This window comes from Methylophilus sp. VKM B-3414 (assembly GCF_032248435.1).
In the GTDB taxonomy this organism is placed as follows: domain Bacteria; phylum Pseudomonadota; class Gammaproteobacteria; order Burkholderiales; family Methylophilaceae; genus Methylophilus; species Methylophilus glucosoxydans.
The window spans coordinates 229,522-254,522 of sequence record NZ_JAVTLI010000010.1 but is presented as its reverse complement, the minus strand read 5'-3'; the positions used below and the strand labels follow the sequence as shown (position 1 = coordinate 254,522).

At 52.2% G+C, this 25,001-nt stretch carries 27 protein-coding genes and 1 tRNA gene; 11 read left to right on the top strand and 17 right to left on the bottom strand.

Translation table 11 applies throughout. The features are described from left to right. The first annotated feature begins 48 nt into the window (after positions 1–48). Both galU and Q9292_RS11080 read left to right on the top strand, forming a co-directional pair. The gene (gene galU, locus Q9292_RS11085) at positions 49–918 is read left to right on the top strand and encodes a UTP--glucose-1-phosphate uridylyltransferase GalU (RefSeq protein WP_194747895.1); all 870 of its coding nucleotides are present in this window, start codon (positions 49–51) and stop codon (positions 916–918) included. A gap of 5 nt (positions 919–923) precedes the next feature. Next, the gene (locus Q9292_RS11080) at positions 924–1,478 is read left to right on the top strand and encodes a hypoxanthine-guanine phosphoribosyltransferase (RefSeq protein ID WP_194747893.1); all 555 of its coding nucleotides are present in this window, start codon (positions 924–926) and stop codon (positions 1,476–1,478) included. 138 nt (positions 1,479–1,616) lie between these two features. Here Q9292_RS11080 and Q9292_RS11075 read toward each other — a convergent pair whose 3' ends face one another. Beyond that, positions 1,617–3,068, bottom strand: coding sequence for an acetamidase/formamidase family protein (locus tag Q9292_RS11075; protein ID WP_194747892.1), 1,452 nt, complete (start codon positions 3,066–3,068; stop codon positions 1,617–1,619). A 122-nt stretch (positions 3,069–3,190) separates the two neighbouring features. Between Q9292_RS11075 and Q9292_RS11070 the strand changes: the two genes are divergently transcribed. Both Q9292_RS11070 and Q9292_RS11065 read left to right on the top strand, forming a co-directional pair. Continuing rightward, positions 3,191–3,376 (top strand): hypothetical protein, encoded by a 186-nt coding sequence (locus Q9292_RS11070; RefSeq protein ID WP_313987959.1) that lies wholly within the window; start codon positions 3,191–3,193, stop codon positions 3,374–3,376. 202 nt (positions 3,377–3,578) lie between these two features. Further along, a complete protein-coding gene (locus Q9292_RS11065; protein ID WP_313987957.1) occupies positions 3,579–3,800 on the top strand; it encodes a BLUF domain-containing protein in 222 nt (73 codons plus the stop codon). Positions 3,801–3,980: 180 nt separating this feature from the next. Here the strand turns inward: Q9292_RS11065 and Q9292_RS11060 are convergent. From Q9292_RS11060 to guaB, 10 genes are all read right to left on the bottom strand, one after another. After that, positions 3,981–4,071, bottom strand: a tRNA-Ser gene (locus Q9292_RS11060). A 114-nt stretch (positions 4,072–4,185) separates the two neighbouring features. Further along, entirely contained in the window at positions 4,186–5,565 is a 1,380-nt protein-coding gene (locus Q9292_RS11055) for an ATP-binding protein (RefSeq protein ID WP_313987955.1), read from the bottom strand. 30 nt (positions 5,566–5,595) lie between these two features. Next, a complete protein-coding gene (locus Q9292_RS11050) occupies positions 5,596–6,363 on the bottom strand; it encodes a response regulator (RefSeq protein WP_194747880.1) in 768 nt (255 codons plus the stop codon). Positions 6,364–6,446: 83 nt separating this feature from the next. Continuing rightward, positions 6,447–6,908 carry a Spy/CpxP family protein refolding chaperone gene (locus tag Q9292_RS11045; RefSeq protein ID WP_275355547.1) on the bottom strand — a complete coding sequence of 154 codons (462 nt, stop codon included), beginning with the start codon at positions 6,906–6,908 and terminating at the stop codon, positions 6,447–6,449. 113 nt (positions 6,909–7,021) lie between these two features. After that, the gene (locus Q9292_RS11040; RefSeq protein WP_275355546.1) at positions 7,022–8,617 is read right to left on the bottom strand and encodes an ABC-F family ATPase; all 1,596 of its coding nucleotides are present in this window, start codon (positions 8,615–8,617) and stop codon (positions 7,022–7,024) included. 58 nt (positions 8,618–8,675) lie between these two features. Beyond that, complete coding sequence (locus Q9292_RS11035) at positions 8,676–9,278, bottom strand: nitroreductase family protein (protein WP_194747875.1); 603 nt, start codon at positions 9,276–9,278, stop codon at positions 8,676–8,678. 7 nt (positions 9,279–9,285) lie between these two features. Further along, positions 9,286–9,783: a GreA/GreB family elongation factor gene (locus tag Q9292_RS11030; RefSeq protein WP_313987950.1), complete on the bottom strand. Its 498-nt coding sequence runs from the start codon at positions 9,781–9,783 to the stop codon at positions 9,286–9,288. 26 nt (positions 9,784–9,809) lie between these two features. Continuing rightward, positions 9,810–10,829 carry a tryptophan--tRNA ligase gene (gene trpS / locus Q9292_RS11025; protein WP_194747871.1) on the bottom strand — a complete coding sequence of 340 codons (1,020 nt, stop codon included), beginning with the start codon at positions 10,827–10,829 and terminating at the stop codon, positions 9,810–9,812. A 41-nt stretch (positions 10,830–10,870) separates the two neighbouring features. Continuing rightward, entirely contained in the window at positions 10,871–12,478 is a 1,608-nt protein-coding gene (guaA, locus tag Q9292_RS11020) for a glutamine-hydrolyzing GMP synthase (protein ID WP_275355543.1), read from the bottom strand. Positions 12,479–12,594: 116 nt separating this feature from the next. Next, the gene (gene guaB / locus Q9292_RS11015) at positions 12,595–14,055 is read right to left on the bottom strand and encodes an IMP dehydrogenase (protein WP_313987947.1); all 1,461 of its coding nucleotides are present in this window, start codon (positions 14,053–14,055) and stop codon (positions 12,595–12,597) included. Positions 14,056–14,214: 159 nt separating this feature from the next. Between guaB and Q9292_RS11010 the strand changes: the two genes are divergently transcribed. Beyond that, positions 14,215–14,682, top strand: a complete 468-nt coding sequence (locus Q9292_RS11010) for a DUF4124 domain-containing protein (protein WP_275355541.1) — start codon at positions 14,215–14,217, stop codon at positions 14,680–14,682. Between the two features lie 67 nt (positions 14,683–14,749). Here Q9292_RS11010 and Q9292_RS11005 read toward each other — a convergent pair whose 3' ends face one another. Together Q9292_RS11005 and Q9292_RS11000 are read right to left on the bottom strand one after the other, a co-directional pair. Then, entirely contained in the window at positions 14,750–15,100 is a 351-nt protein-coding gene (locus Q9292_RS11005; RefSeq protein ID WP_313987944.1) for an RnfH family protein, read from the bottom strand. Beyond that, positions 15,100–15,534, bottom strand: coding sequence for a type II toxin-antitoxin system RatA family toxin (locus Q9292_RS11000; RefSeq protein ID WP_194747861.1), 435 nt, complete (start codon positions 15,532–15,534; stop codon positions 15,100–15,102). Before Q9292_RS11000 ends, Q9292_RS11005 begins: the two co-directional genes overlap by 1 nt. Positions 15,535–15,604: 70 nt before the next feature. Between Q9292_RS11000 and smpB the strand changes: the two genes are divergently transcribed. Continuing rightward, the gene (gene smpB / locus Q9292_RS10995) at positions 15,605–16,057 is read left to right on the top strand and encodes an SsrA-binding protein SmpB (protein WP_194747859.1); all 453 of its coding nucleotides are present in this window, start codon (positions 15,605–15,607) and stop codon (positions 16,055–16,057) included. Positions 16,058–16,108: 51 nt separating this feature from the next. On the opposite strand, the gene Q9292_RS10990 is transcribed toward smpB, so the two are convergent. Continuing rightward, a complete protein-coding gene (locus Q9292_RS10990) occupies positions 16,109–16,951 on the bottom strand; it encodes an NAD(P)H-hydrate dehydratase (protein WP_313987940.1) in 843 nt (280 codons plus the stop codon). Between the two features lie 131 nt (positions 16,952–17,082). Between Q9292_RS10990 and Q9292_RS10985 the strand changes: the two genes are divergently transcribed. The 4 genes from Q9292_RS10985 to ftsB are packed head-to-tail and all read left to right on the top strand — an operon-like array spanning position 17,083 to position 21,255. After that, entirely contained in the window at positions 17,083–18,717 is a 1,635-nt protein-coding gene (locus Q9292_RS10985; protein ID WP_194747857.1) for a CTP synthase, read from the top strand. A gap of 10 nt (positions 18,718–18,727) precedes the next feature. Beyond that, positions 18,728–19,567: a 3-deoxy-8-phosphooctulonate synthase gene (gene kdsA / locus Q9292_RS10980; RefSeq protein WP_194747855.1), complete on the top strand. Its 840-nt coding sequence runs from the start codon at positions 18,728–18,730 to the stop codon at positions 19,565–19,567. 28 nt (positions 19,568–19,595) lie between these two features. Continuing rightward, a complete protein-coding gene (eno, locus tag Q9292_RS10975) occupies positions 19,596–20,882 on the top strand; it encodes a phosphopyruvate hydratase (RefSeq protein ID WP_194747853.1) in 1,287 nt (428 codons plus the stop codon). A gap of 16 nt (positions 20,883–20,898) precedes the next feature. Continuing rightward, positions 20,899–21,255: a cell division protein FtsB gene (gene ftsB, locus Q9292_RS10970; protein WP_313987935.1), complete on the top strand. Its 357-nt coding sequence runs from the start codon at positions 20,899–20,901 to the stop codon at positions 21,253–21,255. A 44-nt stretch (positions 21,256–21,299) separates the two neighbouring features. Here ftsB and Q9292_RS10965 read toward each other — a convergent pair whose 3' ends face one another. Continuing rightward, positions 21,300–22,307 carry a folate-binding protein gene (locus Q9292_RS10965; protein WP_313987932.1) on the bottom strand — a complete coding sequence of 336 codons (1,008 nt, stop codon included), beginning with the start codon at positions 22,305–22,307 and terminating at the stop codon, positions 21,300–21,302. A gap of 57 nt (positions 22,308–22,364) precedes the next feature. Between Q9292_RS10965 and Q9292_RS10960 the strand changes: the two genes are divergently transcribed. Beyond that, on the top strand, positions 22,365–22,829 hold the full coding sequence (locus tag Q9292_RS10960; RefSeq protein WP_275355527.1) for a hypothetical protein: 465 nt from the start codon (positions 22,365–22,367) through the stop codon (positions 22,827–22,829). Positions 22,830–22,840: 11 nt separating this feature from the next. Here the strand turns inward: Q9292_RS10960 and Q9292_RS10955 are convergent, their stop codons facing one another. Both Q9292_RS10955 and Q9292_RS10950 read right to left on the bottom strand, forming a co-directional pair. Further along, positions 22,841–23,875: a VWA domain-containing protein gene (locus tag Q9292_RS10955; protein ID WP_275355525.1), complete on the bottom strand. Its 1,035-nt coding sequence runs from the start codon at positions 23,873–23,875 to the stop codon at positions 22,841–22,843. Between the two features lie 63 nt (positions 23,876–23,938). Further along, entirely contained in the window at positions 23,939–24,970 is a 1,032-nt protein-coding gene (locus Q9292_RS10950; RefSeq protein ID WP_194747845.1) for a vWA domain-containing protein, read from the bottom strand. Positions 24,971–25,001: the final 31 nt, after the last annotated feature.

The window sequence follows — 25,001 nt, the reverse complement described above, 5'->3', positions numbered from 1 at the left end:
CACCTTTATTCTTTTGTTATAACTATTTTTATTTATTAGGATACGACCATGAAAAAAATTACAAAAGCAGTCTTCCCGGTGGCAGGGCTAGGGACCCGATTTTTGCCAGCGACCAAGGCTAGCCCTAAGGAAATGCTGCCTGTCGTCGATAAGCCGCTGATTCAATATGCAGCCGAAGAGGCGATTGCCGCTGGCGCAACCGAGTTAATTTTTATCACGGGTCGCAACAAACGTTCGATTGCGGACCACTTTGACAAGGCCTATGAACTGGAAGCTGAACTCGAGGCTGCCGGCAAGCAAAAACTGCTGGATATCGTGCACAGCATTCTGCCCAAAGGCGTCAGCTGCGTGTTTATCCGCCAGTCACAAGCATTGGGCCTGGGACATGCTGTGCTTTGCGCCAAGCCTGTGGTCGGGGATGAGCCATTTTCAGTCTTACTTGCGGACGATTTGCTGGTTGGTGATGTATCCATCACCAAGCAAATGGTAGACATGTATGAAGAGCAGCAATGCTCCATTTTGGGCATTGAAACGGTTGCACCGGAAGAAACCAGCAGCTATGGTGTGGTGGATGCCGTGGCAAAAACCGATGACTTGCTCGAAGTGAAAGGCATGGTAGAAAAACCAAAACCGGAAGAAGCGCCTTCCAACCTGGCCGTGGTCGGTCGTTATGTGTTGAGCCCACGCATTTTTGAGTGCCTGGAGCACGTCAAGCCAGGCAAAGGCGGCGAAATTCAGCTGACAGACGGTATTTCTGCCTTGATGCAGTACGAGAAAGTCATGGCGTACCGCTACAAGGGCAAACGCTATGATTGCGGCAGCAAACTCGGCTTTATGCAGGCCAACGTTGAGTTGGGTCTCAAACATCCCGAAATCGCCGACAGCTTCAGAGCGTATCTGAAAACCCTGAGCCTCTAACGCGCATGGTTGCACCGCAGGATCAACCGCCGGCGCACTGGCTGGCGCAGTCGCAGGTGGTATTTACCGCAGAAGAGGTCAACGCCGCCATGGAGCGCGTTGCGTTACAGTTGCAGCAGCGCATGCAAGACCTTGCTAGCGAAAGCATCGTGTTGCTTTGCGTGATGCGTGGCGGCCTTTATCTGGCCGGTCAATTAATGGCGCGACTCAATCTGCCAGCACGAATAGACTACTTGCAGGCCAATCGCTATCACGGCACGGCTGGCCATGAAATTGTCTGGAGCAAGCAGCCCGAGTTAGACCTGCGTGACCAAACTGTGGTGATTGTGGACGATATTCTGGATGAGGGGATTACCTTGGCAGAAGTGGTGCGCTTTTGCCATGCGGCAGGTGCGCGCCACGTGCTCACCGCGGTGCTGACTGAAAAAGACAATGGCTTGCAAAAGCCATTGCAAGCCGATGTGGTCGGGTTGGTGGTGCCAAACCGCTACGTATTTGGCTGCGGCATGGACGTGTATGGCTGGTGGCGCAATTTGCCCGAGATTCGTGCTTTAATCTAGTCACCGCATGCATTGCACGCTGCTCTGCTCAATCCTGTTTTTTCTTAGAACGCATCCTTCTTCTTAAATAGATTTGCTAACGGAGAGGCGCGTTGCCTTTCCATTAGCAATTTATCAGGCTGATGCTCTGGCGCATGATCAATTTTTGCGCGGCGGGAAAATGCTTTTTTTCACCAACGCATGCACGCCCCAGTTGCCATCCACCACCTGCGTAATGCCAAAGTCAACCGCAATTGACATCAGTGAGATCGCCTCGTCTTCACTCAATCCTTGGGTAGTCATCAAGAAATCGCGCATTTTGCGGTAGGCATCGCGCAAGGCTAAATCGACCGAGGATTTGGCAAAAATACTATTCTGCGCATCTGGCCCCAAGTCCGCCAGGTAGTTTGGATAACTGAATCCATGAAGCAGCCATTCATCTTGCGTTTCCAGCAGTGGATATTTCAGGCTTTCCAGTGCCGTGCCGGGCAGGCTGGCTTTTTTATGCAAAATCAGCTGAAAAGTGCCGGTCAGAGAACACTCGATGGCCGTGCCACACAGCTCGGAATCGCCTTGTGACGCATGCGGATCGCCGACCGAAAATAAGCCGCCTGACACCGATACCGGGTAGTAGAGCGTGGCGCCTTTACCAATGCGCCAGTTATCTATGTTGCCGCCGGTGTAGTTGGGTGGAATCGAGTTGACCATGTCGGCTTCACTCGGCGCGACCCCCATGGTACCGAAGTGCGGACGGATAGGGATACGGACGTTTTTCAGTACATTGTGATTTTCTTTGATGGTTTTATGGTCGACCGGGACGCCGGGGTAGTCAATGATGGGGTGCACAATTCCGAATGGATCGATTTGTGGCGTCCAGCGGAAGTTATACACTGCGGATGCATAGTTTCTTTCCCCGGTCGCATCGACTTCATAAATGGTGATCACTTCACGTTTTTTTGGCTCCTCTATCGTGTCACCGTAATGAAACCCCCACCAGGCAGCAGCATTACTGCCAAAGGCCTTGCCCTTGTATAAGGGGTTAGCGCTGGGTCTGGGGGTGACATCCACAATGCGGACTTCCAGAATATCACCCGGCTCAGCCCCCTTAACTGCAATCGGCCCGGTACAAATATGGACACCTAAGCCACCCCCGGCACCCACTTTGGCATTCATGGCGCCTATTCCGCGACGGTCTACCCCCTTGCGTTTACTATCCCAGTAAAACACACTTTCTGCGCCCGCATCGCCTCTCACCATCCTTTCGGCATCATCATTGGCATGGTGAGTAAGCGTTTCCAGGGTCACATAGTCCCCAGACTCGACCTCAATTAACGGTTTGAGGGATTTACTGAAAAATCCCCAATGGACCGTTTTGTCATTGGCAGGGACATAAAAATGATTGGCGCGGCCCGTACCGACCTTGGGACTCTGGGCAAAGGCGTTTGACGACATGGTAATCCCCATCGCGCCAAGCGCGGCAGTGGTGCTGCCGACGGCAAAGGCATCTTTTAAAAAAGACCTCCTTGCCTCGTGAAACTCTTCTTTGATGTGTGCTTCATTACCTGGGGTAACGCCATGCTGACAACCGGGACTACAAGTATGCTCTGACATATTGAAAGACTCCACTGGGTTAAGAATGTGCAAGTGAGCTCGTTAACATGGCGCTGCTAGGCGTGATAGTCGTTGGCTCAAGGAACAAGGCTTGAGAGCGGCTGAACGACGAAATAAGAGGTGTGCATGCCGCCTATGGGGGGCTGGCTGAATATGGGGAAGTGCGCTTTATGACCTGTTACTCTTTTGCTCTGACCACCGATCTCGCGGGCTTGAAGAAAAGAGAAACAGAAGCGCTGATCACCATTGCACGGTTTACTGCCAAGCTTGTTTGCTACTATGCTCGCACCGAAGTCATCGTTGATTAATACGTTAAACAACGTAGTCGAGCTTGATGCAGTACCAGGCAGTTATTGATGCCATGGGGCTGTAGGATCAGTCAGGACGGGTCTTGCGCGCTTGCTAGAACTGTTGCGACGATCAGACGAGATCAAACATGACGCTTTAAATATATATATTTATCAATTATTTATCGAATATCATTAAGTATCTCAAAACATGAGCACAGCCATGAAGTTTGCTCTGTATACAAGCGTATTAAACCAAGAGCACTACGACGTATTGGTGGTGCCTGACATCGTTAAAACTTCGCGTGCTGCAAACAGCCGTGATGGAATTACCGGTGTATTACTGTTTGATGGCTTAAATTTCACGCAATATTTTGAAGGAGAAGCGGCCAGTGTCGATGCGCTGCGAGCGAATATCCTGCGTGATCAGCGACAATCAATTTGATATGGCTGCATGTCTTGCCGCGGCTGACTTTTCTGTAAACAGCTTCAAGCAAAAAATGAGTCGACTCGATGTCGAGTAGCGTGGTTGTTCTAAGCAAGTAGAATGAATGGGTGAACATTAAACAGGCGTGACTAAAATGTCATCGGAATCCAGCTACGGATTTCTCATGCCTGAGATGACTGGCGGAGAAGGAGGGATTCGAACCCTCGATACGCTTTCACGTATGCCTGATTTCGAGTCAGGTACATTCAACCAGCTCTGCCACTTCTCCGGGAGGTCTTGCGTAATCATTGCGATCAGCAAGCCTTGATAAGGGCGCTAGTCTACACTGTGGTGGCCTCGCGCTTCAACAAAAATATGCAAACAGTGTTACGCAACGGCTGATTTAGTTCAGCGGTAGCACCATCTGCACTACCAGGCCGGTTTCAGGGGCTGTCTTGTTGTTCAGTGTCATTTTTCCACCGTGTTTTTCAACAATCATTCGTGCAATGGCCAGGCCGAGGCCGGTGCCACCGGTCTGGCGGGAGCGGGAGTCCTCCAGACGCCGGAACGGTTCCAGCACGCTGGTTAGGGCAGATTCAGGAATGCCTGGGCCATTGTCCGAGACGGTACAGATGACTTGTTTACCTTTTACTTGAATGGATAAGGCAGGCGTTTTTGCATAGGCAATGGTATTGTTGAGCAGGTTGGTGAGGCAGCGTGTGAGCAAATGGGCAGAGCCCATGACGGTGATTGCCTGTTCGGGTAGTGTTTTTTGAATGGCTTGGCCTGCGTCTTCAAAGTCGTCACAAACAGCCGTTGCCAGGGCGGTGAGATCCACTTTGTTTTTGTGGATGTTTTCACCGCAGAGGCGCGCAAAATCCAGTCCTTCTCGGACCATTTCCTGGGTGGCGGTCAGGTCTTTGATCAGTCCCTGCTTGAGTTCTGGGTCTTTGACTTTTTCGAGGCGCAAGCGCAGACGGGTCAACGGTGTTTGCAGGTCATGCGCGATGGCCCCCAGAATAAAGCCACGCTCCTGAATATGCTTGAGGATGCTCCGTTGCATTTCATTAAAGGCTTTGGCGGCATGGCGGACCTCTGTCGAGCCTTTATTTTCTGGCAGTGGCGGGTGCTCGATATTATGGGCGAGCTGCAAGGCCGCATCGGCCAGTTTACGCAGGGGTCTGGTGGCTACGGAGGCGACGGTCCAAATGATCAGCAATAAGCCGAGGAAGGCCAGTAAAATGGCTAAAGGGTTGCGTTCGTGCGGTGGCGGTGGTCTATGGCCGCCATAGTGCAGAGTGATCACTATCGGTGTCTGGTCTTCAAGGTGGGTGTAAATGGCCAGACATTGCCCATGCGGACGAGGCGGCGGCGAGAAACCCATGGCAGACGGCGGCGGCAGTGTCATGCGGCGTGGAGCACAATTACTGAGGGGAACCAGGTCAATCATGTCTGCCACTTCTGGCACCAGCAAGGTATTCAAGTGCGCCAGTTCTGCGGGTAAGGCGGGCACCTGTGAAGGTTTGTTGGCGCCAATGGTGACGTGGCTGCCCATACGCTTAAACACGTCTTGAATTTCGACGCGTTTTTCGGGGACGGTGGCTTCAAGTATGCGCACCATGCTCTCAATGCGGTCAAAGGCAAATTGGTCGCGCATGCGAGATTCATTTTCTTTAAAGTCCCGCTGTCCCAGCATCCTGACCGTGGTGGCGGTCAATAGAATACCGATCACCGTGATCAGGAAAATACGAACCGACATGGTGCCTAGCCATTTTTTCATCATCTTGTGTATCCGGTCATTGAATGTCACACATTATTTAATGTAACGCACTTCGGCGGTGAGTAAATAGCCTTCGTTGCGTAGCGTTTTGATCATGGATGGATTCTTAGTATCCACTTCAAGTTTCTGTCTTAATCTACTGATTTGTAAGTCTATTGACCGGTCAAATGGACCCGCCTCCCGTCCATGCATTTCTTCCATGAGCTGATCACGGCTCAAGGTGCGGTTGGCATGCAGGAGCATGAAACGCAAGAACTTGAATTCGGCATTGGAGAGGGGAATGCGCGTATGCTGGCTGTCGACCAGGGTACGGTTTTGAATATCCAGAGTCCATTCGTTAAACTCAATGAAACGCAAAAGAGCGTGATCGGTCTGCCATTCGTGATCGGGTTTGCCTGCGCTCTCCAGCATCATGCGCGACCGTCTGACCACGCTACGGATACGCGACAGCAGTTCCAGCGGCTCAAACGGTTTGGCCACGTAGTCATCTGCCCCGGTTTCCAGGCCCATGATGGTATCCAGAGAGCTGGTTCTGGCTGTGAGCATGATGATGGGCAGGAGATGATATTTGCCGGACTCGCGCAGTTCACGGCAGAGCTCAATACCACTCCGCTGCGGCATGTTGATGTCGAGGATAATGACATCAGGCATGCGCTGCTGCAACGCTTGCCACATTTGTGCATGATTGCTGGCTTGTTGTGTGCTGAGTTGATTATCCTGCAAAAAGTCGCACAATAAATCACGGATGGCATCGTCGTCATCAACGACAAGCACATGGGTATCAGGATGGCCGTCAGTCATAAAAGTGTCTCGGACTTGCAAGGGGAGTATTTGAGCACAAAAACCGGCCATTGTGGCCGGTGAGTCTATGAAACGCGTTGAGTTTATTCACGCACAGGTTTTTCGTGATGCGCATTGGCATGATGCGGATGTTGCGGTAAGGCATTTTCATCAAATGCTTTCTTCTGTGCATCATTCAGCTGGGCATAAAATGTACGGATGGCTTTGGCACGTTCAGCCTGACGTGCATCACGCGCTTTATCCCAGGCTTCCATTTTGTCCAGGCGTTGCAAGGTATTCAGTTTGCTTAACTCTGCAAAGTCCGGATGTTCCTTGTCTTGCGGTTTGATCTGTGCCTGATAGGTTTTCCAGGCATTTTCCTGTGCGCTAGTGAGTTGCAAAATGGTATGCAATTTTTCCTGATGCTGTTCAAAGTGCTCCAGGCGCTGTGCTTGCCAGTTGGCAGGGTCAAATTTGCCTTTACCGCAATCATGGCCATGCTCGGCAAAGGCAGTTCCGCACACCAACACCAAAAGCCCCGCGAATACCAGTTTGTTCAGTTTCATGATGGATCCTTTCAATCACCATTGCGAATTTGCAATGATGATATTAAAACACCCGATTGTATCGGGTGTTTGTCAGGGGTGGTCAGCTGTGTAACGGAATGTATCGTCAGTTTTTAGGCAATCCCCTGGCTGGCTAAATAGTCTTCATAGTTGCCGGTAAAGTCGACAATGCCATCCGCCTTGATTTCGATAATACGGGTGGCAATCGAGCTGACAAACTCACGGTCATGGCTGACAAAAAATAAGGTGCCCTTGTATTTGTCCAGTGCCGTATTCAGCGCTTCAATCGACTCCATGTCCATATGGTTAGTCGGTTCGTCCATCAGCAAAACATTGGTTTTCGCCAGCATCAGTTTGCCGTAAAGCATGCGGCCTTTTTCACCCCCGGACAGCACTTTGACTGATTTTTTAGTGGCTTCGGTCGGGAACAGCAAACGGCCCAGCATGCTGCGCACGGTGTTGTCATCATCGCCTTGCTGGCGTTGCTTGGTCATCCATTCAAACAAGTCTTCACCTTCTGCAAACTCGTATTCATGGTCTTGCGCAAAATAGCCCAGCTTGGCTTTTTCTGCCCATTTGACTTCGCCATGCTTGGGCTGCAAATCCCCGGCCAGGCACCGCAAAAAGGTGGTTTTACCAATGCCGTTTTCACCAATGATGGCGACTTTTTCACCTGCTTCGAAGATCAATTCCACGTTGTTAAACAAGGGTTTGTCAAAGCCATGGCCGAGTTTCTTGAGCTCGACGGCATTGCGGTGCAGCTTCTCTTTGTCGTCAAATTCAAAGCGAATAAACGGATACTGGCGACTAGAGGGTTTAAACTCTTCGACCTTGATTTTATCAATCTGTTTGGCGCGGCTGGTTGCCTGCTTGGCTTTAGACGCATTAGCAGAGAAGCGACGGACAAAGTCCTGCAAGTCTGCAATCTGCTGTTTGGCCTTGGCATTGTCCTTGGCTTGCTGATTACGTGCGGCAATGCTGGCTTCCATGTAATCATCATAGTTACCTGGATAAGAGGTAATCTTGCCGTAATCCATATCACAGGTATGGGTACAGACCTGGTTTAAAAAGTGGCGGTCGTGCGAAATAATGACCATGGTGCAGTCACGATTATTGACCACATCTTCCAGCCAGCGGATGGTGTTGATGTCCAGGTTGTTGGTCGGTTCGTCCAGCAATAACACATCCGGATTTGCAAACAGGGCTTGTACCAGCAGCACACGCAACTTCCAGCCTGGGGCTACGGCGCTCATCGGGCCATTATGTTGCTCCAGGGGAATGCCTACGCCTAACAGCAATTCGCCAGCACGTGCTTCGGCAGTATAGCCGTCATACTCTGCAAACACGCCTTCCAACTCGGCGGCACGCATGTAGTCGTCCTCGGTGGCTTCGAGGTTGGCGTAAATCGCGTCACGCTCTTGCATGGCTTTCCACATTTGCTCGTGACCCATCATGACCACGTCCAGCACGCGCTGGTCTTCATAGGCAAATTGGTCCTGCTTCAAAAAGGCCATGCGTTCGTTCGGGTCCAGGCTGACGTTGCCACTGGTAGGCTCCAGCACCCCGGCCAGGATCTTCATAAACGTGGATTTACCACAGCCATTGGCGCCAATCAGACCATAACGGTTGCCATCACCAAATTTGACGGAAACATTTTCAAACAGTGGCTTGGAGCCAAACTGCATGGTGATATTGTTCGCAACTAACATGCAAGAACTCTCAATCAATAATTAAAAAGGTGCGCCTGCTTCAGGCATCGTAATAGAGCTAAAAACGGTTATAAATGACGACTTCATCCATGGCCAATTGGCCACCACGTGGCTTGGCTGCTTCGAGGGCTTTTCCTACCACGACAAACATCACGGGGACATGATCTTCAGGCAAGTTGATTAATTTGGACACAGCCTCAAAATCAAAACCATCCATCGGGCAGGTGTCATAGCCCATTTCTTTGGCGGCCAGCATCAAGGTCATGGCTGCCATGCCGCAAGAACGCATGCCTTCATCGCGTTGTGCCAGAGGTTGATCAGTGTAATAGCCGTGAATGGCCTTGACCAGGTAGTCACTGACCGGCTGTGGCGCGTTGACCCAGTAGCGGGCAGGGTCTTTTTCCCATGCCTTTAAATCCGCAGTCAGGATAATCAGCAATGAGGCATCTGTGACTTGTGCCTGGTTCCAGCTCACCGCACGGATCTGATGACGCAAGACAGGGTCAGTCACGACCACAAAACGCCAGTGCTGGATGTTAAAAGCGGTCGGGGAGAGCATGGCTAGCGACAAGAGTTGCTGGATTTCTGCCTCTGTCATGCGGTGTGCAGGGTCGTAGGCTTTAATAGAGCGGCGTTGTTCAATTGCTTGGGAAACGTTCATCGTGTTTTCAGTATTTAATGTCTAAAATATCCAGTGACAAGGGACCCGCAGGCCGTTGCCAGACCGTGGTGTCACCGACTTTACGGCCGAGCAGGGCTTTGGCCACGGGCGAAACATAGCTGACTTTGTGCTGCGCAATGTCTGCCTCGTCTTCTCCAACAATCTGGTAAGCCTGTTGCGCCCCCAGTTCGTCTTCTACGGTCACGGTCGCGCCGAAGAGCACCGTATGTTGCGGCTGTTGGACGGGATCCACCAGTTGTGCGGTTTCCAGCCGTGCGACAAAGTAGCGCAGGTCGCGGTCTATCTCGGCCAGCTTCTGTTGCGCGTTGGGATCTTCCTTGCGCGCACTATAGTGCAAGCGGTCAGCTTCCAGCGTTTTCACTGCCTGCTGCAATTGTTGCAAGCCTGCAGGCGTGACGTAATTGACATGCGCACTGATGGGGCGTTCCGGTAAATCGGTGCCCGCCAGTTCCAGATCGTCTTCTTTGACAAAGCCCCGGCTCATAGGTGAGGTGTGGATGCCTGCGTCATTTAAAAGTAATTCAGGCCCAGGGCCGCGCGCACTTCGCTCATGGTTTGAGCGGCGACTTCACGCGCCTGCTCGGTGCCTTCGCGCAGCAACTGCAAAATGTAGCCTTTGTCATTGGCCAGCTCCGCCCGGCGGGTACGAATGGGTTCCAGCATTTCCTGCAATACGGCTTCCAGGCGTTTTTTTACAATGCTGTCTGCCAGTCCACCGCGTGTGTAGTGCGCTTTTAACTCGGCGACCGCCGCTTTATCCGGGTCAAACGCATCCAGATAGGTAAAGGCAATATTGCCTTCCACATGGCCGGGATCTTCAATCTTCAAATGCAAGGGATCGGTGTAGACGCGCTTGACGGCTTTGGTGACTTCGTCTGCGCTTGCACCCAGATTAATCACATTGCCCAAGGATTTACTCATCTTGGCTTTACCGTCAATGCCAGGCAAGCGGCCGAGTTCAGGCACCAGCGCCTTGGTTTCGACCAGGATCTCTTGCTTGGTCTGAATGTTTTTATAGGTGCGATTAAAGCGGCGCACGATTTCATTGGTTTGCTCAATCATGGGAATCTGGTCTTCGCCCACTGGCACCAGCGTTGCTTTAAAGGCCGTAATATCGGCTGCCTGACTGACTGGGTAGGTGAGGAAACCGGCCGGAATGTCGCGCTCAAAATCACGCAGACGTATCTCTTCCTTCACCGTCGGATTGCGCTCCAAACGCGCCACAGTGACCAGGTTGAGGTAGTAAAAGGCCAGCTCAGTCAGTTCAGGCACTTGCGACTGGATAAATATGGTCGACAGCTTGGGGTCTATACCGACTGCCAGATAATCCAGCGCGACTTCCACCACGTTGCGATGCACCTTGTCGATATCATCCATATTGTCGGTCAGCGCTTGCGCGTCGGCCAGCATGACATACTGTTTGTATTCATGCTGGTATTTGACACGGTTGCGCAAACTGCCGACAAAATGGCCCAAATGCAGCGGGCCAGTCGGGCGATCACCAGTAAGGATGATGGATTTAGTGCTCATTTTTTGTTCTCAGTGTAGGCCGTCAGAATAGTGTTTAAAGCTTATTCCCACTCAATGGTTGCGGGAGGTTTGCCGGAAATATCATAAACCACGCGGTTAATGCCGCGCACTTCATTAATGATGCGGTTAGACACTTTGCCCAGCAGGCTATAGGGTAATTCCGCCCAATGTGCAGTCATGAAGTCGCTGGTGATCACGGCTCGCAATGCCACCACATAATCGTAAGTGCGGCCATCGCCCATCACGCCGACAGACTTGACCGGCAGGAACACAGTAAAGGCCTGACTGGTGAGGTCGTACCAGGTTTTGCCGCTGGCGGCATCCACGGTATTACGTAACTCTTCAATGAAGATGGCATCTGCACGTTGCAGTAACAAGGCATATTCCTGTTTGACCTCACCCAGAATGCGTACGCCCAAGCCCGGGCCAGGGAAAGGGTGGCGGTAGACCATGTCGCGGGGCAAGCCCAGCGCGACGCCCAGTTCACGCACTTCATCCTTGAACAGATCACGCAATGGCTCCAGCAGCTTGAGGCCTAATTGTTCTGGCAAACCACCGACATTGTGGTGACTCTTGATGGTGACCGCTTTTTTGGACTTGGCGCCGCCCGATTCAATCACATCCGGGTAAATGGTGCCTTGTGCCAGGAAGGTGGCGCCTTTGTGACCGGCACCGCTGGCCTTGAGCTTGGCGGCTTCGGCCTTAAACACTTCAACGAATTCTGCGCCTATGATCTTGCGCTTGGCCTCCGGGTCACTGACGCCAGCCAGTTTACCCATGAATTGTGCAGAGGCATCCACGCGGATGACTTTGGCATGCAGACGACCAGCAAACATGTCCATCACCATATCGCCTTCATTCAGACGCAGCAGGCCGTGATCGACAAAGACGCAGGTGAGTTGGTCACCAATGGCACGGTGTATCAGTGCGGCTGCCACGGAGGAGTCTACGCCTCCTGATAAGCCGAGAATGACTTCTTCATCGCCAACTTGTGCCTTGATTTTTGCAACGGCCTCGGCGATATAGTCACCCATGATCCAGTCTGCCTTGGCCGCGCAGATATCCAGCACAAAGCGCTCAAGCATGGCCTGGCCTTGCTTGGTGTGGGTGACTTCAGGGTGAAATTGCACCGCGTAAAACTTGCGGCTTTCGTCAGCCATGGCGGCGATGGGCGTGGTGTCGTTGCTGGCGATCACTTTGAAACCGTCAGGCAGTTCGGTGACCTTGTCGCCGTGGCTCATCCAGACGTCGATCAGGCCGTGGCCTTCTGCATTAGTGGCATCCTGAATGTCGCGGAACAGGGCTGAGTGGCCACGTGCACGCACTTGCGCGTAGCCAAATTCGCGTTTTGCACCTGCTTCAACCTTGCCGCCTAACTGCTGCGCCATGGTTTGCATGCCGTAGCAAATGCCCAGCACAGGTACGCCTTGTTCAAACACGGCTTGTGGGGCTTTGTCAGTTTCTTCTTCGTAAACGCTAGCATGGCTGCCAGACAAAATGATGCCGTCAGCACCGAAATTGCGGACAAATTCATCGGACACATCACAAGGATGAATTTCGCAGTAGACATGCGCTTCGCGTACACGGCGTGCAATCAGTTGGGTGACCTGGGAGCCGAAATCTAGAATCAGGATTTTTGAATGAGACATTTGTTTAGCCACAGAGTGCACAGAGGACACAGAGTCTTAGAGAAGTCATTTCTCTGTGATCTCTGTGTCCTCTGTGGCTTTGATTAAATGGATGAATTCGCGTTTATCAATACGGGTTAATCAATACGGTAATTCGGTGCTTCTTTGGTAATCTGCACATCATGCACATGCGACTCGCGCATACCGGCACTGGTGATTTGCACAAACTCTGCCTTGTTACGCATTTCTTCAATAGAAGCGCAGCCGACATAACCCATGGAGGCACGCAAGCCGCCCATCAACTGATGGATCACGGCAACGACACTGCCTTTATAAGGGACGCGGCCTTCGATGCCTTCAGGCACCAGCTTGTCGGCGTTGGCCGTGCTGTCCTGGAAGTAGCGGTCAGAAGAGCCTTTTTGCATGGCGCCTATGGAGCCCATGCCGCGGTAGGATTTGTAAGAGCGACCTTGGTACAACTCCACTTCACCAGGCGCTTCTTCAGTGCCTGCAAACATCCCGCCCAGCATGACGTTGTACGCGCCTGCAGCAATGGCTTTAGAAATATCGCCAGAGAAGCGAATGCCGCCGTCTGCAATAAATGGCACGCCTGATTTTTCAAGGGCTTTGGCCACATTGCTGATGGCTGTGATTTGCGGCACGCCGACGCCAGCCACGATACGGGTGGTGCAGATAGAGCCAGGGCCGATGCCCACTTTGACACAGTCAGCGCCATGATCCACCAAGGCCAGCGCGGCTTCTGCAGTGGCAATATTGCCACCAATCACTTGCAGTTTTGGATAACGGGTTTTAGCCCATTTGACGCGATCCAGTACGCCTTGTGAGTGACCATGCGCTGTATCGACCACAATGGCATCGACACCGGCTTCAACCAGTGCGGCAATGCGTTCTTCTGTGCCGTCACCCACGCCCACTGCCGCGCCGACGCGCAAGCGGCCTTTTTCATCTTTACAGGCCAGGGGGTGATCTGACGATTTTTGAATGTCTTTAACGGTAATCAAACCTTTGAGCTCGTAGTTTTCACCAATAACCAGCAAGCGCTCAAGACGGTGTTTATGCAGCAAGCCCATGATTTCTTCGCGACTGGCGCCCTCACGCACGGTGACCAGACGGTCTTGCGGGGTCATCACATTGCTGACAGCTTGATCAAGGTTGGTTTCAAAGCGCAGGTCACGGTTGGTAACAATGCCGACTACCTTGCCGTCTTGCAACACAGGCAAGCCTGAGATTTTTTGCTGTTGGGTGATATTCATCACCTCGCGCACACTCATGGCCGGGTGGATGGTGACCGGGTCAATGACGACGCCGGACTCGAAGCGTTTTACGCGGGAGACGCGAGAAGCTTGCATCTCTACCGACATATTTTTGTGTATGATGCCCATGCCGCCCAGTTGCGCCAATGCAATGGCCATGCGTGCTTCAGTGACGGTGTCCATCGCAGCAGATAGCAGGGGAATATTTAAGGTGATGCTCTTGGTAAGCTTGGTGCTGAGATTGACCTCGCGCGGCATCACATTCGAATGTGCGGGAACGAGTAAAACGTCATCAAAGGTAAGAGCTTGTTGCAACAAACGCATGTGAATTCCTTATCTCCAAAATATAATTATACCGATTTCACTTTGCCTTGACAAAGCGTTTTGCGTTTTTGCAGTTCTGTTTGCTGATGTCTGGCATGGTTTGTGCATGAGGCCTTTACTTAACCTTTTTCTAAGCAAGTGTGGGTTTATCAAATGAGAATGACGTTGAGATGGATGTTGATGCTGGGCTTGTGCTGGGCCATGCAGGCGGCTGCCGAGATTTATAAATGGCGCGATGAAAAAGGCATTATGAATTATTCGGATACGCCTCCTGTCGCCGGTCCATCCACGCAAAAAATCAAGGCGACGACGGTGCCAGCGGATACGCCACTGACGCGATCCGACGCCTATTCGCGCGAGCAAATGAATCCGGCCAAACAGAAAATGCCCGAGAACTCAGCCGGGCAGAATGCGTCCCCAGAAGCTGAAGCGCTCAAGGCGATGGAAGCGCGTCAAAAAGCCCAAAATTGTGCAGCAGCCAGAAGCAACTATCGCAACTATGCCGTGGGTGGCCGCATGCAGAATGTGAACGAGAATGGTCAGCGCGAATATCTGTCAGATGAGCAAATTCGTCAGGGGCTGGCAGCCGCGCAGCAAGAAATCGACGAAAATTGTCCACCCGAGTAAGTTATCTTGATGGTGTTGATCAGAAAGCCTGCAGTTTTGTCAGCGCGCTGAATGGTGCAATACGTAACTAACGGGAATTGGCCCGCTTGGCCGTGGCTGTTTTCTGTTTAGTGGCACGCTGACGGCGCATTTCTTTGGCGTTCGCAATCAGTGGGCGATAAATTTCTACCCTGTCCATCGCTTTTAGTGGCCTGTCGTGGCTGACTTTTTTGCCAAAAATGCCTAAGGGTAATTCTTTGCTTGCGGTCATCTGGTGTTGTTCCAGAATGCCGGACTGTCGCACGGCCGCGATTGCCGTGGTGCCTCGCGGCACCACGAGTGTGATCAGCGTTTGCGACGTTGGCAGCGCATAGACCACTTCTATATTGAGCATCCCGGTGAGTTCTTCAGGCATGGCTGGCGTGACCGGTTTGGTCATTACTTGAGTTGGAGCTTGCCAGCCTGTTTGACGAAGCTGTCGACGAAAGTGTTGGCAATATGGCTGAACACCGGCGCAATCATGCGTTCAATCAGGCCGTTGGCAAAGACATATTCAAGCTTGAATTCAATTTTGCAGGCATCTTCACGCAGTCTTATAAAGTGCCAGTGTCCACTCAGTTGCTTGAACGGGCCATCCACCAGCGTGATTTCCATGCGGTGCGGGAACTGTTTGTGGTTGCGTGTTGTAAAGTGCTGCTGTATGCCGTGGTAACGAATGTGGATGGTGGCCTGGGTCACGGTATCCGTGCGCTCGATGACCTGGCTACCGCCACACCAGGGTAAAAAGTCAGCATAGGTTTCAACGGCATCAACCAATTGAAACATCGCTTCACACGAATGCATGACCAGCACGGTTTTTTCTACTTGAGCCATTGCGTCAGAACGAAAGTCGGTTTTGGGTTAAAATGCTATTTTAAGTGATTTAAGCCCGCACAGCAGCGTTATGACTATCGCGCAAAACAAAAAAGCGTTTTTTGACTATTTTATTGAAGAAAAATACGAAGCCGGCCTCGTACTCGAGGGCTGGGAAGTCAAGGCGATACGCGATAACCGTACCAACCTCAAGGAATCCTACGTGGTGGTCATGCGTGGCGAGTTGTACCTGATCGGTTGCCACATTACGCCGCTAGGCTCGGCATCCACCCATGTGCGTCCCGATGCGATCCGTACACGCAAATTGCTGCTGCACCGCGAAGAGATCGACAAATTGATCGGTAAGGTCGAGCGTGCAGGTTACACCTTGGTGCCGCTGGACATGCATTTCACCCGCGGACGGGTAAAAGTGCAAATTGGCTTGGCTAAGGGTAAAAAACAACACGATAAGCGTGATGCTGAAAAAGAGCGCGACTGGAAGCGCGAGCAAAATGCGCTGATGAAAAACAAGATGAAGCGTTAAAAGTGACGCGAAATCAAGTGCGCTTAGCAAAGGCGAATCTTTAGAAAAGGGTTAAGTTTTTAAAAGCGCCTGCAACACGGCCGGAATCATCCCTGGCAAATCTTCTGCAATCAATCCCACTCCAAATAAACGCGCGGCTTGTGCATGTATCCAGGTGGCCGCCGCACATGCTTCGAATGCGGGCATGCCTTGTGCCAACAGACTGGCAATCATGCCCGCCAGCACATCGCCAGCGCCAGCAGTTGCCAAGGTCGGCGGTGCCTGTTCGTTGATCAACACCCGGCCTTCCGGAGTGGCAATAATGGTGTGGGCCCCTTTGAGTAAAACAATCGCCCCGCAGACTTGTGCCGCCTTTACTGCTTGTGGGATGCGCGTGGGTCTGTCATTCGCCGCGCTCACCCCAAAGACGCTTTTGAACTCGCCTTCATGCGGGGTGAGCACACAGCTTGCACTTATCGCTTGCTTGAGGGTATCCGCCTGACCGGCAAAGGTCGTCAGGGCATCGGCATCGATCACCACCGGTTTGCCTGTGGTTAACATGGCAAGGGTGGTGAGTCTGGTGTCTTGTGAGAGACCTGCGCCGGGGCCAATTAAATAGCTACTCACGCGGGTGTCTTCAAGCAGTGTCTGTAATTCTGCGGCATTCGCATAGGGTTTCACCATCACGCTCAATAGCGCGCTGGCATAAATAGGCAGTGCGATCGCTGGGGCTGCAATCGCCGTCATGCCTGCCCCGCATCTGGCCGCCGCCATTGCCGCGAGGCGGGCTGCGCCAGTGACCGGGTAGCCACCCTGGATCAGCACATAGCCGCGGCTATATTTATGGCTTTGCGCATGCGGTTGCGGTAAGAATGGTTGCCACAGGGCTGGAGCGTTTGTTTGAGCGTCATACATGATGGAATTGTATGCGTAAGCGCAGGCCTTGGCGAGTCGCTGCCAGATTTAATGCCTGACTTTCATTGTGGGAGAGGGGGCTTTACGGTAAAATGTTCTCCCGTCTGTAACAATCTCAAAGTACCTGATCCATGACCAAATATGTATTCGTAACCGGCGGTGTTGTTTCTTCTCTTGGAAAAGGTATCGCGGCCGCCAGCCTCGGCGCCATTCTCGAATCGCGTGGCATTAAAGTGACCATGCTGAAACTTGATCCCTATATCAACGTTGACCCCGGCACCATGTCGCCATTTCAGCACGGCGAAGTGTTTGTGACCGACGACGGCGCGGAAACCGATCTCGATCTTGGTCATTACGAGCGCTTTATCAGCAGCAAGATGTCCAAGCGTAACAACTTCACTACTGGCCAGATTTACGAAACGGTGATCAAGAAAGAACGCCGTGGCGAATATCTGGGTAAAACCGTACAGGTCATTCCGCACATTACCGATGAAATCAAGGCACACGTGAAACGTGGTGCTGAAGGCGCGGATGTGGCGATTGTCGAAGTGGGCGGTACGGTCGGCGATATTGAGTCCTTGCCGTTTCTGGAAGCGATTCGTCAGATGGGGATTGAAGAAGGCAGAAACAACGCCTGTTATATCCATCTGACCCTGTTGCCATGGATTCCAACCGCAGGCGAGCTGAAAACCAAACCCACCCAGCACTCGGTGAAAGAATTGCGCGAAATCGGTATTCAGCCGGATATTTTGATGTGCCGCGCCGAGCGTGAAATCCCTGAAGACGAAAAACGCAAGATTGCCTTGTTCACCAATGTGGCTTTTGAGGCGGTGATTAGTGCCATTGATAGCGATTCGATTTATAAAATCCCCGGCCTGTTGCACGCGCAAATGCTGGATGAGATTGTTTGCCACAAACTGAATATTCTTGCCAAAGCAGCGGATTTGTCTGCCTGGCAAAAAATTACTCACGCGCAAGCCAATCCCAAAGAGATTGTCGATATCGCATTTGTCGGTAAGTATGTCGATTTGACCGAGTCATACAAGTCGCTGACCGAAGCGCTGATACACGCCGGTATTCACACCGAGTCCAAGGTCAAGATTCACTACATCGATAGCGAAGACATTGAGAAAAGTGGCACCGATAGTCTCAAAGGCATGGATGCGATCCTGATTCCTGGCGGCTTTGGCGTACGTGGTACCGAAGGCAAGATTGCGGCTATTCGGTATGCGCGTGAAAACAAAGTGCCTTACCTGGGTATCTGCCTGGGCATGCAATTGGCCGTGATTGAGTATGCGCGTAATGTCGCAGGGCTTAAGGATGCGAACAGCACTGAATTTAACCCTGGCACCGAGCATAAATTGATTGGTCTGATTGACGAGTGGCAAGATGCTTCCGGCAAGATCGAGAAGCGTGATGAACACTCCGATCTCGGTGGCACCATGCGTCTGGGTGCGCAAAGCTGTCCGATTGTGCCGAACACGTTGGCCGCCAGCATTTACGGCAGCGAAGTTAATGAGCGTCACCGTCACCGCTATGAAGTCAACAACCACTATGTGGACCAGTTGAAAGACGCCGGTCTGGTCATTTCTGCACGCACGCCGCGTGAAGAATTGTGTGAAATGATTGAGTTGCCACAGTCTGTGCATCCGTGGTTTGTCGCGTGCCAGTTCCACCCCGAGTTTACGTCTAACCCGCGTGCGGGTCATCCATTGTTTAAAGCCTATGTGCAGGCTGCGCTGGCACAAAAAGCATCCAAAAAATAAGGAATGTTGAATGAAATTATGTGGTTTTGACGTTGGTCTCGAACATCCTCTGTTTCTGATCGCGGGCCCCTGCGTCATTGAATCCAAACAAATGGCAATTGATACGGCTGGCCAGTTAAAAGAGATGGCTGCCCGCGTGGGGGTGCCATTTATTTATAAATCTTCTTACGACAAAGCCAACCGTAGTTCGACCAAGACTTTCCGTGGTTTTGGTATGGAAGAGGGCCTGAAAATTCTGGACGAAGTGCGTGCCCAGATCGGTGTGCCGATCTTGACCGACGTGCATACCGAAGAACAGGTGCCTCACGTGGCCGCGGTGGTGGATGTGTTGCAAACCCCGGCTTTTCTGTGCCGTCAGACCGACTTTATCGTGGCTTGTGCCCAGTCTGGCAAGCCGGTCAATATCAAAAAAGGCCAGTTTCTAGCCCCTGGTGACATGAAACAAGTGGTCAACAAGGCTAAAGAAGCCAACGGCGGTGCCGACAATATTATGGTTTGTGAACGCGGCGCTTCGTTTGGCTATAACACGCTGGTTTCTGACATGCGTGGTTTGGCGATTATGCGTGAAACACAGTGTCCAGTGGTATTTGATGCCACCCATTCTGTCCAGCAACCAGGCGGGCAGGGCGAGAAGAGTGGCGGTCAGCGTGAGTTTGTGCCGGTGTTGGCACGTGCAGCGGTGGCGAGTGGTATTGCCGGCGTCTTTATGGAAACCCATCCTGACCCGAGTCAAGCTTTGTCTGATGGCCCGAACGCCTGGCCCTTGGGCAAAATGGAAGACTTGCTGCACTTGCTGGTCGATCTCGACAAGCTGGTCAAAAAAGCCGGTTTCGCAGAACAAACCCTATAATTTTTTTCATCTTAGATAAGGATAAATCATGAGCGCTATTGTAGATATTATCGCCCGCGAGATTATGGATTCCCGTGGCAACCCGACGGTTGAAGTCGACGTTTTGCTGGAAAGCGGGGTGATTGGTCGTGCGGCAGTGCCTTCAGGCGCATCTACCGGTACCAAAGAAGCCGTGGAACTGCGGGATGGCGATAAAAGCCGTTACCTGGGCAAAGGCGTATTGAACGCGATTGAGAACGTCAACACGGAAATTACCGAAGCGATCATTGGCCTGGATGCTGAAGAGCAAAGTTTTATCGACAAGACGCTGATTGAACTGGATGGTACCGAGAACAAAGACCGTCTGGGTGCAAATGCGATTTTGGGCGTGTCCATGGCCTGTGCACGTGCGGCGGCTGAAGAAAGCGGTTTGCCACTGTATCGTTACCTGGGTGGTTCTGCGTTCATGCAATTGCCAACGCCTATGATGAACATCATCAACGGTGGTGCACACGCAGATAACTCTGTGGATATTCAGGAATTCATGATTGTGCCAGCAGGCTTGCCAAGCTTCCGTGAAGCCTTGCGTGCGGGTGCAGAAGTGTTCCATGCACTGAAGAAAACCTTGCATGCCAAAGGCTTGGCGACAACCGTGGGTGATGAAGGTGGTTTTGCACCTAACTTGCCCTCCAACGAGTCTGCCTTGCAGCTGATCATGGAATCCATCGAAGCGGCTGGCTATGAGCCAGGCAAAGATATTTACCTGGGCCTGGATTGCGCCAGTACCGAATTCTACCGTGATGGTAAATACCATCTTGAGTCTGAAGGCGCTGCGCTGACCTCTGCCCAGTTCTGTGACTACCTGGCTACCTTGGCTGACAAGTATCCTATCATCACCATTGAAGATGGTATGAGCGAGTTTGACTGGGAGGGCTGGGACCTGTTGACACAACGCTTGGGTAAATCCACACAGTTGGTCGGCGATGACCTGTTTGTGACCAACCCCAAAATCCTGCGTGAAGGCATCCAGAAAGGCGTGGCCAACTCTGTGCTGATCAAAGTCAACCAGATTGGTACCTTGACTGAAACTTTCCAGACCATCGAGATGGCAAAACGTGCCAACTACACGGCCGTAGTGTCACACCGCTCTGGCGAAACCGAAGATACGACGATTGCCGACATCTCTGTGGCGACCAATGCCTTGCAAATCAAGACGGGTTCCCTGTGCCGTTCAGAGCGCGTTGCCAAGTACAACCAGTTGCTTCGTATTGAAGAAGAGTTGGGCGATGCTACCAGCTACGCTGGCTTGTCTGCTTTCTATCAGTTGTTCAAATAACTGATTTTGGGCCACGGTGCGTAAACTGACAGTTGTATTAGTGGTCCTGATTGCCCTGCTGCAATATCCGTTGTGGCTGGGCAAGGGCAGTTGGTTGCGCGTATGGCAATATTCACAGCAGATTGAGGCGCACCAAAAGCGTAACGATTATTATCGGCAACGCAATGAAACCCTGCGCGCTGAAGTGCGCGATCTCAAGCAGGGTCAATCTGCGATTGAAGAGCGGGCACGCAGTGAGCTGGGCCTGGTGAAGCAGGACGAAGTATTTTTTCAGGTGATTCAGAACAAGTCTTCAGCCAGCAAGAGCCAGACCGACGCTGCGGCCAAGCCCGCAGATGCAGTGCCTGTGATCCCGGCGCAGCCGTCCCAATAAAAAGGCGCTTCTAGCGCCTTTTTTATTTTTATTGATCTAGTAGATTAGGGCAAGGCATACGGTAATTCTTTAAACAGCAAGGGCTGACCTTGCCAGAGAATCTCTCCGGCCTCTTTGGCTTCCAGTCGGCATTCTGCCAACACCCACCAGCCGCCACTTAAGGCATCGGGCGCAACGCGCACCAGTTGACCCGCGTCTTGTGTCTGGGCATCCTGCAACGTGTCGCCTGCCTGTGGTACTTGGGCGGTTTTAGGCAGCTGTGCCAGCAATGTGCGGCGCTTGACCTTGCCCAGATAGTGCGTGCGGGCAACGATCTCCTGGCCGGTATAGCAGCCTTTCTTAAAGTTAATGCCATTTAATGCATCCAGATTGACCATTTGTGGGACAAACTGTTCTTTGGTGGCTGGGTAGACTTGCGGAATCCCCGCCTGAATTTCCAGCGCTTCCCAGTGAGCCGTGCTGCTTGGGGTGAAGGTCGCGCGCAGCGATTGCCAAACGGTTTCAGCCTGGTCGGCAGCGACAATCAGCTGGGAGCGTTGTTGTGTGCCAGCGTCAGCGAGGCGGATCAGCGTCCCCAGCTCGGTTTGCGCCAGTTGATGTGGGTCAGCGGGCAGGCCAGTCAATGTGCTCGCAAGCGCATCACTCGCCAATCCCAGGCTGTAGAGGCGCTCACTGGCATCCTCTACCACCACCTTGCTGCGTAACACATACATGCGCAAGCGTTTCACCAGGTCTGGCACCAAGGCGCGCGGGCATTGCAAGTAAATGACGTCCTCAACAGTAAAGGAGTAGAACAGCGCCAGCAAGCGGCCTTTGGGCGTGCAATAACCATTGAATTGCGCACCTTGAGCGAGCAGTTTAATATCATTGGTGACCTGGCCCTGCAAAAAGGTCTGGCTGTCTGCACCGCTGATGGCGATCAGGCCATTGCCCGACAGGTCAAATAGTTGCGCAGAGGCCTTTTCTATGGGAAAGCTGGCTTCACCTTGTGAATTGAACTGCGCCCCTTGCGAGATTAAAAACGTTTGCCATGCAGTGGCTGGATTGGACATAACTCGGTTTTCCTTCTGGGCCAGAGTCGCTTGCGCGGCTTTGCCCTGGTTCATGCAATGAAAAAAGCTATTTTATCAACTGAAATTGATCTGCGCTTACGACCATCATATCTTTTATGGGGCTGGTGGTGCTTATTTTCAATGCTGGTGATGGCCTGCCTGTGGTGGAAATTAGCGTTTGTCTGGGCGTTGAGTGCAACGGCTGTCTATGGACTGGCAAGTGGCTGGCACTGGACGCAACTGGCGGCAACCTCTTGGAAACACAGTATCCAGAGACTGCGTGTGGATGTGTATGGGCAGATGACTGTCGTGAACCGCACGGGACAGGTCTATCAGGTCAGCGTGCTCTCTGATAGCGTTGTGCATCCGTGGTGCCTGGTCTTGCATATGCAGCTGCAACCGCTGCAAGAGGCTGCGCCTGAATCCATGCCGCGCACGCAGCGTATGCTAGTGCTCCCTGACCAGGCCGACAGGGCAAGCTTGACGGCTTTGCGCGTCTGGTTGCGTTGGGGACAGGCTTGAATGGCTCATGCTTAAAAGTGATTGTCGTGTGCGACATCGTGTCTAGCTTTAAACAAGCGCGTCTGCCTCAACTTGGTAAATCGTTTGCGTAGTGTATGCGTGAGCTGTCGTTTGGAGTCCTGGTTGAGGTAGGCGCTGACGATGCATACCGCAGACAGGGTGGCGAGTATCCAGTCTATCGGGTATGCCACAATTTCATAACGTGGCGAGCTGTGTTTTTGGATGTGTTGCAATACATGGTGGGGGTCATCGCCATCCAGGTATTGCGCGCCAATTTCTTCAGACAGTTTTTTCAAATAGGCAGACGCCCGCCTGGAAATATAGCGGTCATAGTCCGAGACAGCCACGCTGTCATCACGTCCACTGCTTTTACTGGCGGTGACCTGCGCGATATTAGGCTGGACGGCGAAGCTTTCATTCGACCAGTAGCCTATCATCTGATTGTTTTCTGTCAGCTTGGGAATGCCAGCCCCTTGGTCTGTCCCGACGCCGACAAAGTAAAAGTCGTCCGAGCCCTGAAAGTCTTTGAGGTTACGCGTGTTAAAGGCATGCAACAGGGGCGCTTCATCGCCATCAGTAAAAATGACGGCTTTGGTTGCCTCAGGCATTTGCCGCAATAGTTTTGCTGCCATCGGCACGCTTTGGCGTAACTGACTGTTGCCGGTCCAGGCCATGCGCCAATCAAGATGGTCTATGGTCTGCTGTATAGCTGAAAAGTGTTTGCAGACATGCAGGGGTGTGTAAAGGGCGGCTACCGCATCGCCTGCAAACAGGCCGATACTGATGCGGGTCTGACAGGGCAGTTGGGCGATGATGTCATGCATCATGCGTTTGGTGTAATCGAGACGGCTGGCAGGGGCATGATCGAGCGACATATCGACCACATTCATACTTTGCGTGATATCTGCTATCAGCAGGTAAGTATGGATATTGCGCTTAATCGGAATTGAAGGCCGCAAGGCCGCCCCGAGTAAAAGCATCAGTGCAATACCTAGCAGTAGGGTGTCGCGATGTTTCAGGCAAAAGGGTAGCCATTTTTTGTGCATGGTCAGGTCTTCTGTTTGCCTGCATCGCTGGCCTAGGATGTCAGAGGGGCGAGGCGTTAACGGTTATTGAAAATGGTTGTCGTGGGCGACGGCCTCGCTTTTTACAAAAAATCTGGATTGAATCTCACGACGGTAAAGATGCAGGTTCTGCTTGATTTGCCGCCAAGGGTGATGGCTCGCATAGGTGGCGAGTATACATAAGCCTGCTAGGCTGGCCAGTAGCCAATCCAATGGTAAGGGAGCAATATCGCGGCGGGCCGGTTTTTGCTCCTTCATGGCTTTGAGGACGGTATAGGTGCTGTCACCTTTGATGAATTTTGCGCCAATTTCTTTGGTCAGGTTTTCCAGATATTCGCTGGCCAGTTTGGAGACATAGCGGTCATGGTCACCAAATGCGACATTATCGTCGCGTACACCCAAAGTGCTTTCGGAGATCTGTGCGATACCAGGCTGCATGGCAAAACTTTCGTTAGACCAGTAACCAATGACCTGATTATCCTGGCTCAGCTTGGGAATCGCCACGCCTTCATCGGTCCCGATGCCAACAAACAGCCAGTCATCACCGCCTTGAAATTCATCGAGGTTTTTGGTGTTGAAGGCGTGCAGTTTAGGGGCTTCTTCGCCATCGGTAAAATACAGCACTTGCGCCGGCTCAGGCATGGCACGCACCACTTTCGCGGTCACAAACAGGCTTTCACGCACCCGGCTGTTACCTGACCACGCCATACGCCAGTCCAGATGGGCAATGGTGTCCTGGATTGCGGCAAAATTACGGCATACCTCAATCGGTGCATACATGGCGGCGACCGAGTTACCTGCAAACATGCCGATGCTGACTTTGGTGCCACATGGCAATGAAGCCACCACTTCATGCATCATGTTTTGCATATAGGCCATGCGCGTGACTTTTTTGCCATGCAGCATCATGTCCTCTGCATTCATGCTTTGCGAAATATCTGCAACCAGAAAATAGGCATAGATATTATGTTTAAACGGGATGCTGGGTCGTAAAATTGCTCCCAGCAGAAAGAGCAGTGCCAAGGCGAGCAGCGCCGTGTCGCGATGTTTGATAAAGTGTCTTAGCCAGATTTTCATGCCATGCCAGTCAATATGTTCAGATCCAGAG

Excerpts from the sequence above, each read along its gene's own strand:
- Q9292_RS11010 (WP_275355541.1), top strand. The coding sequence starts at position 14,215 with ATGACGTTGAGATGGATGTTGATGCTGGGCTTGTGCTGGGCCATGCAG.
- Q9292_RS11005 (WP_313987944.1), bottom strand. The coding sequence starts at position 15,100 with ATGACCAAACCGGTCACGCCAGCCATGCCTGAAGAACTCACCGGGATG.
- Q9292_RS11050 (WP_194747880.1), bottom strand. The coding sequence starts at position 6,363 with ATGACTGACGGCCATCCTGATACCCATGTGCTTGTCGTTGATGACGAC.
- galU (WP_194747895.1), top strand. The coding sequence starts at position 49 with ATGAAAAAAATTACAAAAGCAGTCTTCCCGGTGGCAGGGCTAGGGACC.
- Q9292_RS10965 (WP_313987932.1), bottom strand. The coding sequence starts at position 22,307 with ATGTCCAATCCAGCCACTGCATGGCAAACGTTTTTAATCTCGCAAGGG.
- Q9292_RS11000 (WP_194747861.1), bottom strand. The coding sequence starts at position 15,534 with ATGGCTCAAGTAGAAAAAACCGTGCTGGTCATGCATTCGTGTGAAGCG.
- Q9292_RS10985 (WP_194747857.1), top strand. The coding sequence starts at position 17,083 with ATGACCAAATATGTATTCGTAACCGGCGGTGTTGTTTCTTCTCTTGGA.
- Q9292_RS10950 (WP_194747845.1), bottom strand. The coding sequence starts at position 24,970 with ATGAAAATCTGGCTAAGACACTTTATCAAACATCGCGACACGGCGCTG.
- eno (WP_194747853.1), top strand. The coding sequence starts at position 19,596 with ATGAGCGCTATTGTAGATATTATCGCCCGCGAGATTATGGATTCCCGT.
- smpB (WP_194747859.1), top strand. The coding sequence starts at position 15,605 with ATGACTATCGCGCAAAACAAAAAAGCGTTTTTTGACTATTTTATTGAA.
- kdsA (WP_194747855.1), top strand. The coding sequence starts at position 18,728 with ATGAAATTATGTGGTTTTGACGTTGGTCTCGAACATCCTCTGTTTCTG.
- Q9292_RS11045 (WP_275355547.1), bottom strand. The coding sequence starts at position 6,908 with ATGAAACTGAACAAACTGGTATTCGCGGGGCTTTTGGTGTTGGTGTGC.
- Q9292_RS10960 (WP_275355527.1), top strand. The coding sequence starts at position 22,365 with ATGAAAAAAGCTATTTTATCAACTGAAATTGATCTGCGCTTACGACCA.
- Q9292_RS10990 (WP_313987940.1), bottom strand. The coding sequence starts at position 16,951 with ATGTATGACGCTCAAACAAACGCTCCAGCCCTGTGGCAACCATTCTTA.
- Q9292_RS11040 (WP_275355546.1), bottom strand. The coding sequence starts at position 8,617 with ATGTTAGTTGCGAACAATATCACCATGCAGTTTGGCTCCAAGCCACTG.
- Q9292_RS11075 (WP_194747892.1), bottom strand. The coding sequence starts at position 3,068 with ATGTCAGAGCATACTTGTAGTCCCGGTTGTCAGCATGGCGTTACCCCA.
- Q9292_RS11030 (WP_313987950.1), bottom strand. The coding sequence starts at position 9,783 with ATGAGCCGGGGCTTTGTCAAAGAAGACGATCTGGAACTGGCGGGCACC.
- Q9292_RS11035 (WP_194747875.1), bottom strand. The coding sequence starts at position 9,278 with ATGAACGTTTCCCAAGCAATTGAACAACGCCGCTCTATTAAAGCCTAC.
- guaA (WP_275355543.1), bottom strand. The coding sequence starts at position 12,478 with ATGTCTCATTCAAAAATCCTGATTCTAGATTTCGGCTCCCAGGTCACC.
- trpS (WP_194747871.1), bottom strand. The coding sequence starts at position 10,829 with ATGAGCACTAAATCCATCATCCTTACTGGTGATCGCCCGACTGGCCCG.
- Q9292_RS10955 (WP_275355525.1), bottom strand. The coding sequence starts at position 23,875 with ATGCACAAAAAATGGCTACCCTTTTGCCTGAAACATCGCGACACCCTA.
- Q9292_RS11080 (WP_194747893.1), top strand. The coding sequence starts at position 924 with ATGGTTGCACCGCAGGATCAACCGCCGGCGCACTGGCTGGCGCAGTCG.
- guaB (WP_313987947.1), bottom strand. The coding sequence starts at position 14,055 with ATGCGTTTGTTGCAACAAGCTCTTACCTTTGATGACGTTTTACTCGTT.
- Q9292_RS11055 (WP_313987955.1), bottom strand. The coding sequence starts at position 5,565 with ATGATGAAAAAATGGCTAGGCACCATGTCGGTTCGTATTTTCCTGATC.
- Q9292_RS11065 (WP_313987957.1), top strand. The coding sequence starts at position 3,579 with ATGAAGTTTGCTCTGTATACAAGCGTATTAAACCAAGAGCACTACGAC.